The organism is Arthrobacter sp. 92 (genome assembly GCF_050260325.1).
In the GTDB taxonomy this organism is placed as follows: domain Bacteria; phylum Actinomycetota; class Actinomycetes; order Actinomycetales; family Micrococcaceae; genus Arthrobacter.
In genome coordinates, this window is record NZ_CP189863.1 from 2,076,725 (window position 1) to 2,092,270 (window position 15,546).

16 protein-coding genes are annotated in these 15,546 nt (G+C 63.6%); 4 read left to right on the forward strand and 12 right to left on the reverse strand.

Annotated features, from left to right (window positions below; genetic code table 11):
* Positions 1 to 124 precede the first annotated feature (124 nt).
* The 11 genes from ACP4XC_RS09500 to ACP4XC_RS09550 all read right to left on the reverse strand — a co-directional run bounded on the left by ACP4XC_RS09500 (position 125) and on the right by ACP4XC_RS09550 (position 9,850).
* Positions 125 to 589 carry an Hpt domain-containing protein gene (locus tag ACP4XC_RS09500; RefSeq protein ID WP_427174681.1) on the reverse strand — a complete coding sequence of 155 codons (465 nt, stop codon included), beginning with the start codon at positions 587 to 589 and terminating at the stop codon, positions 125 to 127.
* Between the two features lie 105 nt (positions 590 to 694).
* Positions 695 to 1,582, reverse strand: coding sequence for a type II secretion system F family protein (locus ACP4XC_RS09505; RefSeq protein ID WP_427174683.1), 888 nt, complete (start codon positions 1,580 to 1,582; stop codon positions 695 to 697).
* Positions 1,583 to 1,590: 8 nt separating this feature from the next.
* Complete coding sequence (locus tag ACP4XC_RS09510) at positions 1,591 to 2,523, reverse strand: type II secretion system F family protein (RefSeq protein ID WP_427174685.1); 933 nt, start codon at positions 2,521 to 2,523, stop codon at positions 1,591 to 1,593.
* Positions 2,524 to 2,525: 2 nt separating this feature from the next.
* Positions 2,526 to 3,797 carry a CpaF family protein gene (locus tag ACP4XC_RS09515; protein ID WP_427175072.1) on the reverse strand — a complete coding sequence of 424 codons (1,272 nt, stop codon included), beginning with the start codon at positions 3,795 to 3,797 and terminating at the stop codon, positions 2,526 to 2,528.
* Positions 3,798 to 4,049: 252 nt separating this feature from the next.
* The gene (locus ACP4XC_RS09520) at positions 4,050 to 5,243 is read right to left on the reverse strand and encodes an AAA family ATPase (protein ID WP_427174686.1); all 1,194 of its coding nucleotides are present in this window, start codon (positions 5,241 to 5,243) and stop codon (positions 4,050 to 4,052) included.
* Entirely contained in the window at positions 5,240 to 6,010 is a 771-nt protein-coding gene (cpaB, locus tag ACP4XC_RS09525; RefSeq protein WP_427174688.1) for a Flp pilus assembly protein CpaB, read from the reverse strand. Before cpaB ends, ACP4XC_RS09520 begins: the two co-directional genes overlap by 4 nt.
* Positions 6,011 to 6,050: 40 nt before the next feature.
* On the reverse strand, positions 6,051 to 7,067 hold the full coding sequence (locus ACP4XC_RS09530; protein WP_427174690.1) for a pilus assembly protein TadG-related protein: 1,017 nt from the start codon (positions 7,065 to 7,067) through the stop codon (positions 6,051 to 6,053).
* A complete protein-coding gene (locus tag ACP4XC_RS09535; protein ID WP_427174691.1) occupies positions 7,064 to 7,438 on the reverse strand; it encodes a TadE/TadG family type IV pilus assembly protein in 375 nt (124 codons plus the stop codon). Before ACP4XC_RS09535 ends, ACP4XC_RS09530 begins: the two co-directional genes overlap by 4 nt.
* Before the next feature lie 116 nt (positions 7,439 to 7,554).
* Positions 7,555 to 7,776 (reverse strand): Flp family type IVb pilin, encoded by a 222-nt coding sequence (locus ACP4XC_RS09540; protein WP_427174692.1) that lies wholly within the window; start codon positions 7,774 to 7,776, stop codon positions 7,555 to 7,557.
* Positions 7,777 to 8,791: 1,015 nt separating this feature from the next.
* Positions 8,792 to 9,013 (reverse strand): Flp family type IVb pilin, encoded by a 222-nt coding sequence (locus tag ACP4XC_RS09545; protein WP_427174694.1) that lies wholly within the window; start codon positions 9,011 to 9,013, stop codon positions 8,792 to 8,794.
* Between the two features lie 594 nt (positions 9,014 to 9,607).
* A complete protein-coding gene (locus ACP4XC_RS09550) occupies positions 9,608 to 9,850 on the reverse strand; it encodes a histone-like nucleoid-structuring protein Lsr2 (RefSeq protein ID WP_427174695.1) in 243 nt (80 codons plus the stop codon).
* Positions 9,851 to 10,152: 302 nt separating this feature from the next.
* Between ACP4XC_RS09550 and ACP4XC_RS09555 the strand changes: the two genes are divergently transcribed.
* From ACP4XC_RS09555 to ACP4XC_RS09570, 4 genes are all read left to right on the forward strand, one after another.
* Entirely contained in the window at positions 10,153 to 10,668 is a 516-nt protein-coding gene (locus ACP4XC_RS09555; protein ID WP_427174697.1) for a hypothetical protein, read from the forward strand.
* A 132-nt stretch (positions 10,669 to 10,800) separates the two neighbouring features.
* Positions 10,801 to 11,871, forward strand: a complete 1,071-nt coding sequence (locus ACP4XC_RS09560) for a hypothetical protein (protein ID WP_427174698.1) — start codon at positions 10,801 to 10,803, stop codon at positions 11,869 to 11,871.
* Between the two features lie 169 nt (positions 11,872 to 12,040).
* Positions 12,041 to 13,450 (forward strand): sensor domain-containing phosphodiesterase, encoded by a 1,410-nt coding sequence (locus tag ACP4XC_RS09565; RefSeq protein ID WP_427174699.1) that lies wholly within the window; start codon positions 12,041 to 12,043, stop codon positions 13,448 to 13,450.
* A gap of 593 nt (positions 13,451 to 14,043) precedes the next feature.
* Complete coding sequence (locus tag ACP4XC_RS09570) at positions 14,044 to 14,487, forward strand: Hpt domain-containing protein (protein WP_427174700.1); 444 nt, start codon at positions 14,044 to 14,046, stop codon at positions 14,485 to 14,487.
* A gap of 16 nt (positions 14,488 to 14,503) precedes the next feature.
* Here ACP4XC_RS09570 and ACP4XC_RS09575 read toward each other — a convergent pair whose 3' ends face one another.
* A complete protein-coding gene (locus ACP4XC_RS09575) occupies positions 14,504 to 15,286 on the reverse strand; it encodes a response regulator transcription factor (RefSeq protein ID WP_427174701.1) in 783 nt (260 codons plus the stop codon).
* Positions 15,287 to 15,546 lie beyond the last annotated feature (260 nt).

Here is a 15,546-nt window from a genome sequence, read left to right on the forward strand (position 1 = left end):
CCTCTGCAGGCCCGTCACGATTCCGGGCGGATGCGCTTGCGTTGGGCAGTCTGCGCCTCTAGCATTTCGATCGGACGACGGGCTGCTGTTTGGCGGCTAGCCAGCAGCCCGGGGGTTCCGGGACTCAGGGCCGCCGGTCGTGGACGATATACGTCTCCTGCAGCTCCTGTACCGTCCTGATGCCGCGGTCAGCCACCATGGCGACGAGTTGGTGGCCGTCGCTGAGTTCCCCGTTTCGGATGATGTGTTCCAAATCCTCCGCCAGGCGCGCCAGACGCAGTCCACCGATCATGGCCGCAGAGGTCTTGAGGCTGATGACGGCTTCCAGAGCGGTGTCGCGGTCGCTGGCCTTGAACGCGTCGGCCAGCCGCCGGTACCGGTCCTCCCACATTTCCGCATAGTCCCGGGCAAAACGTTGGGCGACCACGGGTCCTCCCACTTTTAGTTCCAGATCTGCCAAGACGCGTGGATCCATCAAGGGAAGATCATCTCCGGTACGTGCGGCCGCGACCCCCGCAGTCGTTTCGTCGGGGTCGGGGGCGTTGAGGTGGTTCGCACCGCCAGGCGGGTTTGGGACTCTATCGGACATGATGTCAGGCTACGTTCTGTCGGTGCGTCGCGGGCCGGTGATGTGCAGATCCTGCGGGAAACCTTGGGTGTCCCTGCGGAAAGGATTCGACAGCGGCTGGCGTGCTCATTTGCCGCCGCTGAACGTATCGATGGCATTGATGGCGGCGGGACCGAGGATGGCGATGAAAAGAACCGGAAAGATGAAGAAGAGCAGCGGAAACAGTATGGAAACGGGAAGTTTCATGGCTTTCTCTTCGGCGCGTTGGCGGCGTTTGACTCTCATGACTTTGGCCTGGACGCGCAGGACGCGGCTGATGGCGATGCCGTAGGTGTCCGCCTGCACCACGGCTTGGACGAAGCTGCGGAGCTCGGGCAGGCTGGTGCGCTCGGCCAGGGCAAGGTAAGACTCCCGTCGGCTGCGGCCTACCTGCATGTCCTGAAGGGTGCGGACCAGTTCCTCCGCGAGCGGGCCGTTGCCGTTCTCCCCGGCGCGGGCCATGGCCCCCTCGAAGCCGAGCCCGGCCTCGACGGAGATCAGCATCTGATCCAAGGTGTTGGCCAGCTCCAGCTGCATGGCTTTCTGCCGTTCAAGGCCTTTGCTGTACAGCAGCAGATCCGGAATGAGGTACCCGAGGACCGCGACGAACACCCCGACCAGTTTCATGACCGGTGTGGTTCCCATGCTGCCAATGTAGAAACCCAACAACACCCCGATCAGCCCGAGCACGGGCTTTGCCGCCAGCACCCGGCCCAGGGGGAGTGACGGGGGTCTGCCGGCCAGAGACAACAGCCTGTCGAGCTTTTTGACGTAGGCCGGTGGGGTAAGGCGGTATCCGATCAGGGCCAGGAATCCGTCCTGTTGAACGTCAGCGACCTCGACTGCCTCGCGGCCGGTGCTCAGGAGTTCCTGGACAGCCGTGCGGCCTTTCCGGTCTGTCGAGAGCAAGGACCAGGTGAGGTATCCGATGGGGAGGGCCACGAGAAACGGGGAGATGAGCGGGATGAGTTCCATGTGCCGGGTCAGAACTTCAGGTCGATGATTTTGCGCATCCACAGGCTGCCGATGGTCATCATGACTGCGGAGGCGCCCATCATGACCCAGCCGAGGGGATGGTTGAACATGGGATCCATGTATCCGGGGTTGACGATAGTGAGCATGATGACGATGCCGAAGGGCATGGCGATCAGGATGTAGGCGGAGAATTTTCCTTCCGCGGCCAGTGACCGGATGTGGCCCTTGATTTCATTGCGTTCCCGGATGGTTTCGTTCACCTGGTCCAGGACTTCCGCCAGGTTTCCGCCCACTTCGCGGTTGATCTGGATCGCCTGGGCTATCCAGACGAAGTCCTCGCTTTGCATGCGCGTTGCGGTGTCGTTCAGCGAGGTGAGGAGGTCTTTGCCCAGGCTGGTCTCGGTGATCACCCTGCGCATCTCCTCTGAGGTTGGAGTCTGTGATTCCGAGGATGCCGCCTCGATGGCGCGGAGGATGCTGTGTCCGGCCCGGAGGCTGCCGGAGAGCAGTTGAAGGGTGTCCCCGAGTTGGTCGGAGAATTTTCCGCGCCTCTTACCGGCCAGGAAGCCCAGGGTGAAATGCGCGGCGGCCGGGGCCAGTATGAGCATGAGCAGGGCCAGCCCCAGGCCGCCGACCAGCAGTCCGATCAGTGCTCCGACGCTGCCGCCGGCCATCACGAGGATGAGGAAGTCAGCCTGGCTGAAGCGGAGTCCGGCGTTTTCGAGGGCGTCCCGGCTGAAGAGGCGGATATTCCTTCGGGACAGGAAGCCTTCGATGATTCCGACGGCCGACCCGGCAAAACGGGCCAGTTGGGAATCGGACTCTTCGCGGTAGGGCTGGCGGCGGTCCAGGGCGATTTTCGGGGACCGCGGCATGAACAGCGCGACCCCCGTCAGGAGGGCCGCGGCCAGCAGCAGGCCCATTCCGGCGGAGAGCATCATGATTAGGCTTTCTGGTTCCGCGCCGGGGTTGCGCCGAAAACGCCTGGGGAGACGTGGATACCCAGATCCTCGAAACGGTCGATGAACCGGGGGCGGATGCCCGTGGGCACCGGGGTGCCGAGGAAGCGACCATGGGCGTCCACCCCGGCCGAGTAGTCGAACACGAACGCATCCTGGAGCGTGACGATATCGCCCTCCATGCCCTGTACCTCGGTGACGTGCGTGATGCGGCGGCTGCCGTCGCGCAGGCGGGAGATCTGGACGATCAGGTTCACGGCGGAGGCAATCTGCTCGCGGATGGCCCGCAGGGGAAGGTCCATCCCCGCCATCAGCACCAGCGTCTCAAGGCGGGCCACGGCGTCGCGGGGTGAATTGGAGTGAACGGTGGACAGCGAGCCGTCGTGGCCGGTGTTCATGGCCTGCAGCATGTCCAGCGATTCCCCACCACGGACCTCGCCCACCACGATCCGGTCCGGACGCATACGCAGCGAGTTCCTCAGCAGTTCACGGATCGTCACCTCGCCCTTGCCCTCGGTGTTGGGAGGGCGGCTTTCCAGCCGCACCACGTGTTCCTGCTGGATCTGGAGCTCCACGGCGTCCTCGATGGTGACGATCCGTTCATTGGCGGGCAGGAAGGAGGACAGGACATTCAACAGAGTGGTCTTTCCCGTCCCCGTGCCGCCGGAGACGATAATGTTCAGCTTCGCCTTCACACATGCGTCCAGGAGTTCGGCCATCTCCGGCGTCAGCGTCCCGAAGTCAATGAGATTGCGGACCGTGAGGGGAACCTTGCTGAACTTACGGATGGTCAGCGAAGAACCGCCCACGGCCAGGGGCGGAATCACCGCATTGACGCGGGAGCCATCTTCAAGGCGTGCGTCCACCAGGGGAGAGGACTCGTCAATGCGCCGGCCCACCTTGGACACAATGCGTTCGATGACTTTCCGGAGGTGCTCCTCGGAACTGAAACGGGAATCTGTCAGGGTGAGCTGGCCTTTGCGTTCGACGTAGATCTGGTCCATACGGTTGACCATGATTTCGGTGACCGCCTCGTCGTCCAGGAGACGCTGGAGCGGCCCGTAGCCGAGGACGTCATCGGCGACGTCCCGCACGAGTCTGGCGCGCTCCTCGGCGGAGAGGGGCACCTGCTCGGCATCGATGATGCGGGTGAGCTCGTCCCGGGCAATGGTCCGCAGCTCGAGTTCGGTGACTGCCGAATCGTTGAACCGGGCGCCCAGGCGTTCAAACAGCGACGTCGCGGCCCGTTGCTTCATGGCTGCGAAGACGTCAACGGGCCTTTGTACTTTGGCGGAGACGGTGGGATCGGCCTGTTGGCCCGGGAGGGCGGGGGAGACCGGCTTGAGGACGCTGGGCGACTTGGGCACGGCCGGGGGACCCGTAGTAACGGACTTCGTCCGCGCGGCCGCGGAGAAAGCGGGCCTGGAGGGAGGCGGCACTGTCGCGGGAGGCCGGGTGGAGTTTTCGGTCCGCCCCTCCGAGGCGCGGAGCCGTTCTGAAAGTTTCATCTAGAGAACTACCCTTCGGTGCAGTTTTCGTTGGGCTTTTGCGCGCCATGCGGGATCGAAGCGTTCAACCAGCCGCTGAAGTCCCTTGATCGCGGGATCCTTCCGGGATTCCTGCAGGACGGGTATTCCGCGGTTGGTGGACAGCGCCACGGCACGGGAACGGGGGATGCTCACATCCACAGGTGAACCGATCGTGGACTCGACGTCCTGGACTGTGAGACCGGACCGGGGGTCCGCCATGTTCAGCACCACGTGCCGTGTCTCGGGCAGCAAATCCAGCCGCCGCAGGATCTCAAGTCCTGAACGAAGTCCGCGGACGCTGGGGATGTCCATGGCGCTGACCCACACCACGTCCGTGCATTGCTCCATGGCAGCCAGGCCCACCTCTGGCAGCCCGGGAGCGGTGTCGACGATGACGTACTGGAACTCTTCGGCCAGCTGCTCCAGAAGACGGGTTATTTGCCCGGGAGTGATCTCGTCCCCGTCCGCCGGGCTCTTGGGAGCGCAGAGGGCATAGATGCTGCCGGGGTGCACTGTCAGGAAGGCCTTCAGGACCAGGGAGTCCTGGCTGGCCGAGGATGACACGGCGTCGATGACCGTGTGCTCGGGTTTCAGGTAAAGCCCTGATGCGACGTCGCCGAACTGCAGGTCCAGGTCCACGATCACCACGCTCATCGGGGCGATCCTGCCCAACCCGATGGCGATGTTGGTCGCGATGGTCGTTTTTCCCACCCCGCCTTTGGGCGAGAAAACCCCTATCACCAGGCCTTTTTTGGTGTCGGTCTGCTTGGGCTCCTGGGTCCTGTGCCGGCTGGCGAAGGACTGACAGGCCCGCTCGAGCAAGACGCGGATCTGGGCCGCGTCGGCCCCCGGGCTCATGATGTCCCGGATACCGGCCCGCATCGCCTGCAGGAGGAAATCCGGGTCCGGGTCGCTGACCAGGATCACGCTCAGTTCCGGGGCCTGCACGTTAAAGACCGTTGCCAGGCGAAGCGCGTCCTCCATCGCCACTTCCGGGCCCAGGATCAGGACTTCAGGCTGTTCCTGGCCCAGCGCGGCGAACAACTCGCCGGGGTCGGCGGGCAGAATGCTGGAGAAGAAGGTGTGGACATTTCCCGGCAGGCCCCCCGCCACCGCCCGGCGGAGGCGGCCGTCGAAGTCGGTGTCGGGAGTGATCAGGACGAAGCGGCTCATTTGTAGACATCCGGCCGGACCATGATGCGGGGTCCGCTGTCCTGCGCATCCAGCGGTTCCTTGCTCAGCCAGAGGGAGGCGAATTCGGATGCGAACACGATCTTGTCGGCGTTGACGTCGTTCACCGCGACAGTCACCATCAGAGTCCCGGTGGGAAGGTTTACGTCACGCGGGTTGGTCTGGGGCCCATCGGTCGCGGCAGGCGTCGGTTTTGCAGCTGCGGCATCCGGGGCGCGCTGCACGGCGGTGACCAGCACCTTGTGGATGGACAGCTGGCTCGTTTCCTTGTCCGGTTTGGCTTCCATCCCGCCCCCTTTCATGGAGACAAAGATGCCCACATGGTCACCGGCCTCGAGCCGGCCGCCCACTACACGCTGCGGCTCAAGCTGGAAGGAGATTTCCTGAAGACCTGCAGGCACGGCGACGGAACCGGAAGTCTTCAATTCCTCGGGGGAGACAAGGCGTTCAGCAAGCAGCTGCTCGCCGGGGAGCAAGTCCGCGGACGTGACTTTTCCGGCGGCTCCATCGAGGGTGTTGAGAGCGGTTTTTGCCACAGCGGTGCCCGGAAGTTGCTGCAGCGCAACGGCGGCCTTCAGCGTCTCAATCGATGACCCGGCCGGCACTGCCTTGTTCACCACGAGGACTCCCACCGGATCAAGGTTGCGGACGGCCCGCTGGTCAGCGCCCTGGGCGTAGGTGAGAACGAGCACCGCCCCGACGACGGCCAGCAGGACTGCCAACACACCGGCCAACAAACGTGACTTCACTGACTGCTCCTGGATAGATCAAAAATCATGGGCTGCGTGGCTAACTGCTGAATGCGACGACGGTGGCCCCGTCCGGATTCACTGGTCCAAGGGTGTAGCCGTTCGCCAGGGAAACGTACTTGACGAACGTGCCGATGATGCCGCGGCACGGTTCCCTGCACTCCAACGCGGCGGGCACGTCCGGTGACCGGTTCCGGAATGTGTAGGGCAGGCCTGTGGGGCCAAATTTCCAGCCGGCCACCTTGAACGCGGCGAAGGTTGTCAGGCCGAAGATGGCGCCGGTTCCGGTGCCGGTAACCGAGTTGAAGATGGGCAGCAGCACGATGACGTCCTTGCCTGCCGTCATGTTCGCCGCCCAGCCGTTTAGTGTGTCCTGGCAGTAGGGCGGGGGATTGTTGCCCGTGTCGCCGCCGGCCTCGCTTGTCGAGATGTCAATTGTTGCCCCGCAGACGCCGGTGTCCTGCTTGAGGCCGCCGAACCCGCCGTCAACAGCGGCACCGGACGGACCATAATTACAGCTGGGATTGGCTGTGCTGGTCCCGTGCAGCTGGAGGAGCTGCATGACGCCGGTTTGGCCGCGTACCTGGCAGATCGAAACGGTGATCGGAAACGGTGCAATGCCCTTCACGGGGCTCCCCCACTTCACCGTCGAACTGGTATAGAGCTGCGTGCTCGGGATACCAAGGGCGCGGGCGAAGAACAGGGAAACAGTATTGGCTGATCCGCCCGACTGCTGGGAGCCCACGGACACCGTGACCTTCCGGTTGGACAGGTCAAGGGCGATGGATTTGATGTTGTTTAGTCCGTCGTTGGCGTTCTTGTTCGCCACGTCCGCCGCAACCGCGGAGGTAGTGGAACAGTTTGTGTCGGCGGGGTTCGCCGCGCATTTCTGGGCCACGGCGAGAGCAGCGGCGTCGGAACCGTTCTGCACCTGGGCCTTTTCCGCATAGAGCATTCCGGCATCAACCGCCATCGCGGCAAAGCCAAGCAAGACGACCAGGACCAGCGCCACGATGATCGCCACAGCCCCGGACTCGCCGTCATTCCGGGACCTCATCCTCCGCACACCATGGTCCCGACGCCCTGCAGTGCGAAAGGCCCCGCAATCCCGGTCAGGGTGCTTAACGTGTAGTTGATGGTGACCGTCATCTGCGCGCCAGCGGTGCAAGCCGGGGCGCTGAAGGTGAAATTCGTGTCCGCAAGAGCCGGACTCAGCGAAACGGCCGCGTTCTTCGCTGCCGTCCGCGCCGCCGTCTGATCGTTGGAGATCGCCATCACGCGGACACCTTCACGACCCGCATTCGACAGCGCAACCTGCACGTTGTAGGCCCGTCCGAATTCCATGATGCCAAGAAGCAGCATCACCAGAATGGGGGCCAGAAGCGCAAATTCGACAGCCACGGCACCACGTTCCGATGCCCTGGACATGACGTGGCCTTTCGAAGGAAACATGGATGGATGGAAACGTGGCGGCGGCGGCTGATCTGCCGCCGCCGTTCACGTGTTGGCTTGCCCGTCGCGGATCGAGGCTCAGGGCGATCGCCTTACTTGGAGCAGACGGCAGCGCCGCTGGCGCCGGTGACGGTGCCCTGGACCATCGAACATTTCACGTTGACGAACATGTCGTGGAGGGTTCCGCCCAGGGCGGTGACGGCGATGATGATCACGACGGCGATCAGGGCGACCATGATGCCGTATTCAACGGCCGTGGCACCTTTCTCATCGCGGCGGAGGCGGACAGCAAAGTTTGTGTAAAGAGAAAGCATTTGGAAACTCCTGAGCGAGTTGAGGGAGCGGTTGGGAGCTGGTACTTCACCAGCTTCATAAAAAGTAGCAAGGCAAACCCGGGTTATTTACAGAAACGGAATAACCTGCGTCAAGCCTTCTGGCAGGCTGCGATTTTCCTGCGTTAAAACTGCGGAAAGCCATAAACGAGGGCTTCGGACCGCGAAAATCGTGCCATCTCCTCAGGGCATTCGTGCCCTGTCCACGGTGGCAAGGCCCTCAAAGAGAAATACGGCACCGAAATGTTGCTCCGCGGGCACTGCGGCACGGCTGTCTGCCTTTGATGTTTCGCCCTGTGTTCCGTCGAGCAGCTTGCACGCGTCGAAGGCCAGGGCCGGGTCGCCCCATTGAGATGGCGCGGAGAGAGCTAGCGTGGAAGCCACGGCCGCGAGGCGCCGTGCACTACGTCCTTCGGTGCGACGGCATCTGACACCGTCGATAACTCAACGTTTGACGGGGGCTCCTTTCGCTAAGGTCCGCCGACGGCGGGAGGGACCTTGGACCCTGGTGCTTCCGGGCTGGTGACACCAAGAGTCGATTGGCCCTCTCTGATACGTGGATGCCAAATCGGAGAGCCGCGACAGGTTCCCCTTCCCATACGGAAGGATCCTGGAGCGGCCGGCCAGGGCCCGCTGGTGCAGACGCCGGCCATGCCTCTCCTCATGCCCAACTCTCGCCGAGGCGATGATTCCAGTCGTCGATCTTTGAAGCGGTCGAAGGCCCGCAGAGAATCTGGTAGAGGGTTGGGGCTCAGCCGATGTTTCGGTTCATTTCTCGAATGAGGACGCCACCGCGTCAGGGCTGCGATTTCGTCAGCGGGGACATGGCTGAAGTGCAGGCCGATACGTGACCGGCAGGGTCCTCGAGCCTTTGACAACGCGAAGGGCACTTCTCGGTCCCGTCCATCGGGAAAAGCTTAGAAGTTGTTCCCTTAGTGCGCGGCGCCGTTGACCCGGGGCTGCGTCGCGGCTGGACGGAGCCCCGGAGTCAAATGTCCTAGTTTGAACAGACCGCAGCCCCACCGGTTCCGGTGACGGTGCCGGCGGTCATCGAACATTTCACGCTGACGAACATGTCGTGAAGGGTCCCGCCCAGGGCGGTGACGGCGATGATGATCACGACGGCGATCAAGGCGACCATGATGCCGTATTCAACGGCCGTGGCACCTTTCTCATCGCAGCGGAGGCGGACAGCAAAGTTTGTGTAGAGAGAAAGCATGTGGAAACTCCTGAGCGAGTTGAGGGCTGGCACTTCACCAACTTCATAAAAAGTACCAAGCGGGGCACGGGGCATGGTCCGGATGAGGAGTCTCCTGTGCCAAGCCTTCAGGCATGCTGCGCTTTTCCTGCGGAAAACCTGCGTTAAGCGCCGTCTTCGAGTCAATGGTCAGCATTCGCATCACGGCCGCGGATGGATTGCTAGTGCTAGGGGAAACATTAAGACTCCAGCATCTCGGACTTAGAAGCAGGAGCGGCGGGCGCGTTCCGAGGGTCTAAAACATGGAACGAGTCCGGGCGCCGCGCCTTCCAGACGGGCAGCGGTCCGGCCACAAGGAGGTAGTCCTTCCTGGGGTGCGTTCCCCTGCGAAGGGAGCCTTGGGTGAATATTCGCAACTGTTCTTTTGATGTAGGTCCGATACCGTGATCGGGCCGGGGATCCGGAGTGGGTGCGACAGCGTGCGTGATCGAAACCCCGCGGTCAGCCCGGCGGAGCGATTGATCTGCCAGACAGGTTTCCCATCCCCATCAGCCACGGATCAGGAGCGGGCCCTAAAGGTCCTTCTGTCCTTCCCGGTGGGGGAGGCAGCGCGGCTCAACCCTGGATTCGAGCGCCCGGGCTCCCTCCGCTTTGCCTGACCCTGCGCACCTTTGTCCGCGCGGACGCCATCTTACGGCCGGCATCCAGGTATGGGCGCAAGCCCGCACGCAGCTCAGAGGCGTGTGCTCCGTTCAGGTCGATTTCATAGGACAGCCCGTCAAGGGCGAAGGTAACCGTTTCGCCGGCGTCGGAGCCATTGATGTCGTCCACCAGGAAAGTGATTCGCTGCATTGCCATCCCATGAGGCTAACAGCGGAAACCCGTCACGATAGGAACCGGCCGCCTGAGCGCCCGGGGCAACGTCCAAGGGAAGTCCTTGTCACAGAATTCCCACAGGATCCACGCAGCTTTCTCCATGTGGACCTGAATCTTTCCCCAGATTATCCATAAGATGGATAAATTGGGCATGAGCCGCTGTTAGCTTCGAATCACCGGGGAACCTGTTGCGGACATAGACATCGCAACGCGGTCGCAGGCGCCGCAGCGGGATATCAACCGGGGTTTTCTTACACATCCACTCTCAGCAAAGGTCTCAACCCATGCGCAGCATTTCCCGTGTTTCACTTGCAGCAGCCGCTTCCGCCGCTCTGATTGCCTCCCTTGCCCTTCCGGCTTCGGCCGCCGACACGACCGCCACGGTTCAGGTTGCGGCAGGATCCCTGGGCATCTCGGCTCCGGCATCCACGGCCCTCACCGCGCTCACCCCTGGCGGCTCCGCATCAGCAAACCTGACCGGCGTAAACGTCACCGACTCCCGCGCAGGCACGGCCGACTGGACCGCCAACGTCTCCCTGACCAACTTCACCGGAACGACGCCGACCAACATCATTCCTGCAACGGCGGCAACCTACACTCCCGCCACCGCCGGAAAGACCGGAACCGTCACCGTTGTTCCGACCACGCAGGCGGATCTGTCCACTGCCAAGACCGTTCAGTCCGCGACCGCTGTGGTCGGTAACAACACGGCCACCTGGGACGCGGTCCTTAGCGTCACCGCGCCCAGCGACGCACTGGCCGACACCTACACGGCAGTCCTGACCCACTCGGTCCTCTAAGCCCCTGCATTACGAAATTACCACCCGGGTTCCGGGGTGCCTGCCGCACGGCGGCCACCCCGGAACCATGCCCCCACTGGCTGCACAATGAACGTCTACGAGTAGACCGAGGTCCCCGCTTTGCGTTTCCTGATGACACTGTTCCTGATGATCCTGCTCGCGGACTCCCAGACGGTTCCGGCGACCGCCGCAACGGCTGTGGTCCCGGGTGCGACGGCCACACCGCCAGCCGCGCCCGCCGGCATTGGCATCAGGCTCCTTGATATACCGGCCAGCACCCAGGATGACCCCCGGGCGAGGACCTATATCATCGACCGGCTGGCACCGGGGGCCGAAATCACCCGCCGTATCCGCATCGAAAACAACACCGGGTCCGCACAAACGGTGCGCGTCTACTCCGGCGCGGCACACATCGAGGGCGGTTCCTTCGTTGGTGAGGAAGCCGGCTCCAGGAACGATCTCAGCACCTGGACGAGCGTGACCCGGCCGCAGGTCGACCTCGCCTCGGGTGCCTCGGCGGACATCCCCGTGACGATCAAAGTCCCGGCTGACGCGGCCGAAAGCGAGCAATACGGTGCCGTCTGGGCCGAAGTACGCAGCGCCACGGACAAGGGCGCCGTTGCTCAGGCCAACCGGGTCGGAATCCGGATCTACCTCTCCGTCGGGCCCGGCAACGGCAAGCCCGCTGACTTCACCATCACCTCACTGACCCCCTCCCGTGACGGGAAGGGAACCCCCCAACTTAATGCCCTGGTCACCAACACCGGCGGCCGCGCCGTCGACGCGACCGGTGAACTCCGCCTGACCGCCGGCCCGGGCGGACTCTCCGCAGGCCCCTTCGCCATCCAGCAGGCGATCACCATCGCACCCGGCAAGGCCCAAAACATCACCTTCAGGCTGCCACGCGAACTCCCCAACGGTCCCTGGACCGCCCAGATCAGCCTGAAGAGCGGCCTGCTCGAACGCCACGCTTCCGCCCCGGTCACCTTCCCCGACGCAGGCCCCGGCGAAACGGTAACCCCCGCCCAGGACGACAGCGGCCACTGGTTCCCCCTTCTTGCTGCCGCCTGTGTGGCCCTCCTCATCGTTGCCGCCGCACTCCTGCTGATCCGTCGCAGCCGGACTCGTCGCCGGGCGGCAGTCGCGCCCGCTGCCGCCGGCACCCGCCGCGCCAGCCGTCAGGACACCGGTGCCCAACGATAAGGGAGGCCCCCGCCGCTCACACCGTCCGGCCCCCCCACCAATATCTCCCGACTACACCTGTACGACCGGGATCGACAGTATCCCCCACACCGAATACGGGATGTCCACCGCCCTGTCATCACCGCAACACCCCCCGGGGGAAGGATTAGACACGCCTGCGGGACGCCGCGTGCTGGTGAGCCTTTTCATGGCCCAGGTGGTGTTCGCACTGAGCGCCGCGGCCGCCTTGGTCCTCGTTCCCTCGACAATGTTCCACCATCCCGGGCTGCAGATTTTTGTCGGCTGTCTTGCGCTGCTGCTCGTCGCCGCGGCCACCCTGGGAACCCTGCATTACATCCGCGGTCAGCGACGCCACAGACTCCAGGCCGAACATGCTGCCGATCTCATCGACGTCGTTCTGCGCACCAGCCGGGAATGGCTGTGGGCGGTCGACCAGCAAGGCCTTTTCACCTTCTCCAGCGCTGCAAGCCACGCTCTCCTTGGCTATAGACCCGGGGAATTGATCGGAGAACCGTGCGCCCTCGTGATGGATGCCGAAGATCTGGCCCGGGCGCGGCAGGACGTCCTGAGCACGTCGCCAAGTCCGGATGGTGCCGTGTGGACCGGAGTCATCATCCGCTGCCGACACCGCGACGGCAGGCCGGTCTGGGTCGACGTGTCGGGCAGGGTCCGCTGCGCCAACGACGGAACACCGGAGGGATTCGAAGGAACCATCCGACTTCTGGCGCCTCGGACCGCCCGGGAAGCCGACGCCCAACACAGCCGGGCGCGTATCCGGGAGATCATCGGCGCCAAACGGCTACTGACGGCCTTTCAGCCCGTCCGCGACCTGAGCAGCGGCCGCGTCGCCGGTGTCGAGGCACTGTCACGGTTCGTCACCGACAACGGCAGCGGCGCGGACTACTGGTTTGAAGAGGCCGCCGCTGTCGGACTCGGGACAGAGCTGGAATTCGCGGCACTGGAAACGGCTCTCGAGTCCGCCGCGGATCTGCCGTCCTGCCTGTACGTTGCCCTGAACATTTCACCTGCCTCCTGCCTGGACCCATATCTACCCGTGCTGCTGGACCGTTCGAACGTGCCGCTGCACAGGATCGTCTTGGAACTGACCGAACGGCTCTCCGTTGAGGACTACGAGCCACTCAGATCCGCCTTGGGACCCCTGCGGCGCCAGGGCCTTCGCGTCGCCGTGGATGACGCCGGATCCGGGTTCGCATCCATGCGGCACATCCTGCACCTGCGCCCGGACATCATCAAGCTGGACCGAAGCCTCATCGCCGGAATCCAGGACGACACCGGCCAGCACGCCCTGGGCGCCGTCATGGTCGAATTCGCGAAACAAATCAATGCCGTCCTCGTCGCCGAAGGCATCGAAACCCACGCCGAACTCGCCGCCGTTACCGAACTTGGAATGACCGCAGCCCAGGGCTACCTCCTGGGCCGGCCATCGATTCAACCCAAAGACTGGGCGACCTGGCTGCCCGCAGAAACTGCCTCCCCCGGCACAGCGAACCCCGGCCGCTCCCGGAATGACATCGCGACGCCGTATGCCGGGGCCGCCGGGGGCGACCCGTCCGAATAAACCTTCGCACGATTACCGCCGACGTCCCCGAATCCCCGCAGCGCGCCGCTGGCTCGTGCGGCCGCAGCTGCACCCGAGATGGCACGCCCATGCCGGAATCGTTTACCCCCGAACTGAAAGGGTCCACCCTTCATGGATCTTCTCCGCTACGTCGCGTCTCTCTCGCGATCTTCCTGGTCCTATCACTGGTCCTCATGATCGGCGCCCACCTGATCCTTCAACTGCGGTCGCGGGCTACGGCCAAAGACCTCGCCAAAACCGGGGAAATAAGGTCTTGACCAAATGGCCGCGACGACGGGTCTCACCTTGTCCCCACCGTTCCTGGTCATCGTCGCCGGTGCCGCCTGCCCGTCAGGTCCCGGACCCGCAGTCCCGCCGGTCGCATCCCGCAAAGTTACCTTCGAGAGGCAGAGCCAACATTGGAGCCCGCCGGTGTAAGCGGGCGCGCGGCGGGGTATGCCTCCTCTCTGTTGTGTCATGATCTTGCCTCTTTAGCGGGCCCCACCGGGGCACAGTCTCAAGAAAGCCACAAGGTTTCCACAGGATCAGCCGAACACTGACCATTCGCTAAAAGACCGACGTAGCCTTAATAAATGTCCATATCAAGCCCCGGCGTCCACGACGCAGACTGGTTCGCCGCCCCGGCGTCCGGGGATGAAGAGCTGCCCTTGTTTGATCCGGCAGTCCTTCGCGACTTGGAGGAACAGTTGGGCCGTGCGGACATCGCCTTGGATTTCGCCAGGGAATACGCCAACATGTGGGAGAAACGCCGCCGTCATCTGGTCGAATCGATGCAGCGTCAGGACCGGGAGGCCGCCCTTGACGCCGCAATCAGCCTGAAAGTCTCGTCCTCCATGGTCGGGGCAGTCAGGCTTGCCCACCAGACCGCGACGTTAGAGTCCACCATCCGCAGCGGAAATCTCAACGCGGCGGGCGCCCTGCTAAGCCTCGTCGCCGGCAGTGGCATTGCCACCATGAACGAGCTGCAGGCCAGCTACATTTCCCCCGCCACACCGCCTGGGGCCGGAAGCCGTTGACCTGCTGGGCAGGCCGCTAGTGGCGCGTGTCCGCCGCCCTGTCCGGTGCGAGCCGGTAGCCAACCCCGCGAACCGTCTGCAACCAGCGGGGCGCCTCAGGGTTTTCCCGAAGTTTGCGGCGCAGGTTGGCGATGTGCACCTCCACGGATCTTTCATCGGATTCACTGATGTAGGCATCGTCAGGGTAATGCTCGCCCCTGACCACACGAACCAGTTCGACCCTGGAGCGGACCGCCCCGCCTGCCCGAAGTAACTCAAGGAGCAGGTCAAACTCGCTGCGCGTCAACTCAATCGCCGCACCGCCCACCTCGGCGGTCCGTGTCTGATAGTTCAGTGCCAGTCCGTTGTGCCGGATGATGGTCTCGTCCCGGGGAAGCGCTCGTTGCGCCACTTGGTGAAGTGCGGGCGGGTGTGCGGCCAGGGCGGATGGCCGCGGGCGACGCATCATCGCCCCTATTCTGGCCCGTAGCTCCAGGGGCCGGAACGGTTTGGTGATGTAGTCGTCGGCTCCGCCATGAAGGGCGGTCAGCATATCCGGCTCCTCCGTCCTGCCGGTTAACATCACAACATAGGCGTCACTGAACAGGCGGATCCTCCGCAGGACCTCAAACCCGTCAATATCGGGCAACCCCAGATCCAGGGTCACCACATGCGCCCCCTTATTCCGCACCACTTCAACACCTTCACGTCCGTCCGCCGCCGTATGGACGTCAAACCCGGCCTGACCAAGAACAGCCTGCAGAAGTCCGCGCATGTCCTCGTCATCCTCGATTACCACAGCCACGCCTAAATCGCTCATGGCCCCCCTTATTTGCCCGAACAATCCGCATCAGCCCAGCACCGATCCGGCAATTCACACTGTCACACGTTCCAAGCTACCGCGCTAAAGTGCGCATCGCATATCTTTTATTGACATGTGAGAGCAGACAGTCAATCCCAATGACGAGTTTGTAAACATAATCCCCGGCCAATATCAAGGCGCACTCGCTTCCGATTGGAAGACCGTACCGTCCGCCCTGGCCACCCCGCCGAGTCGAATTCCCTGGCCAGCGGCAGACA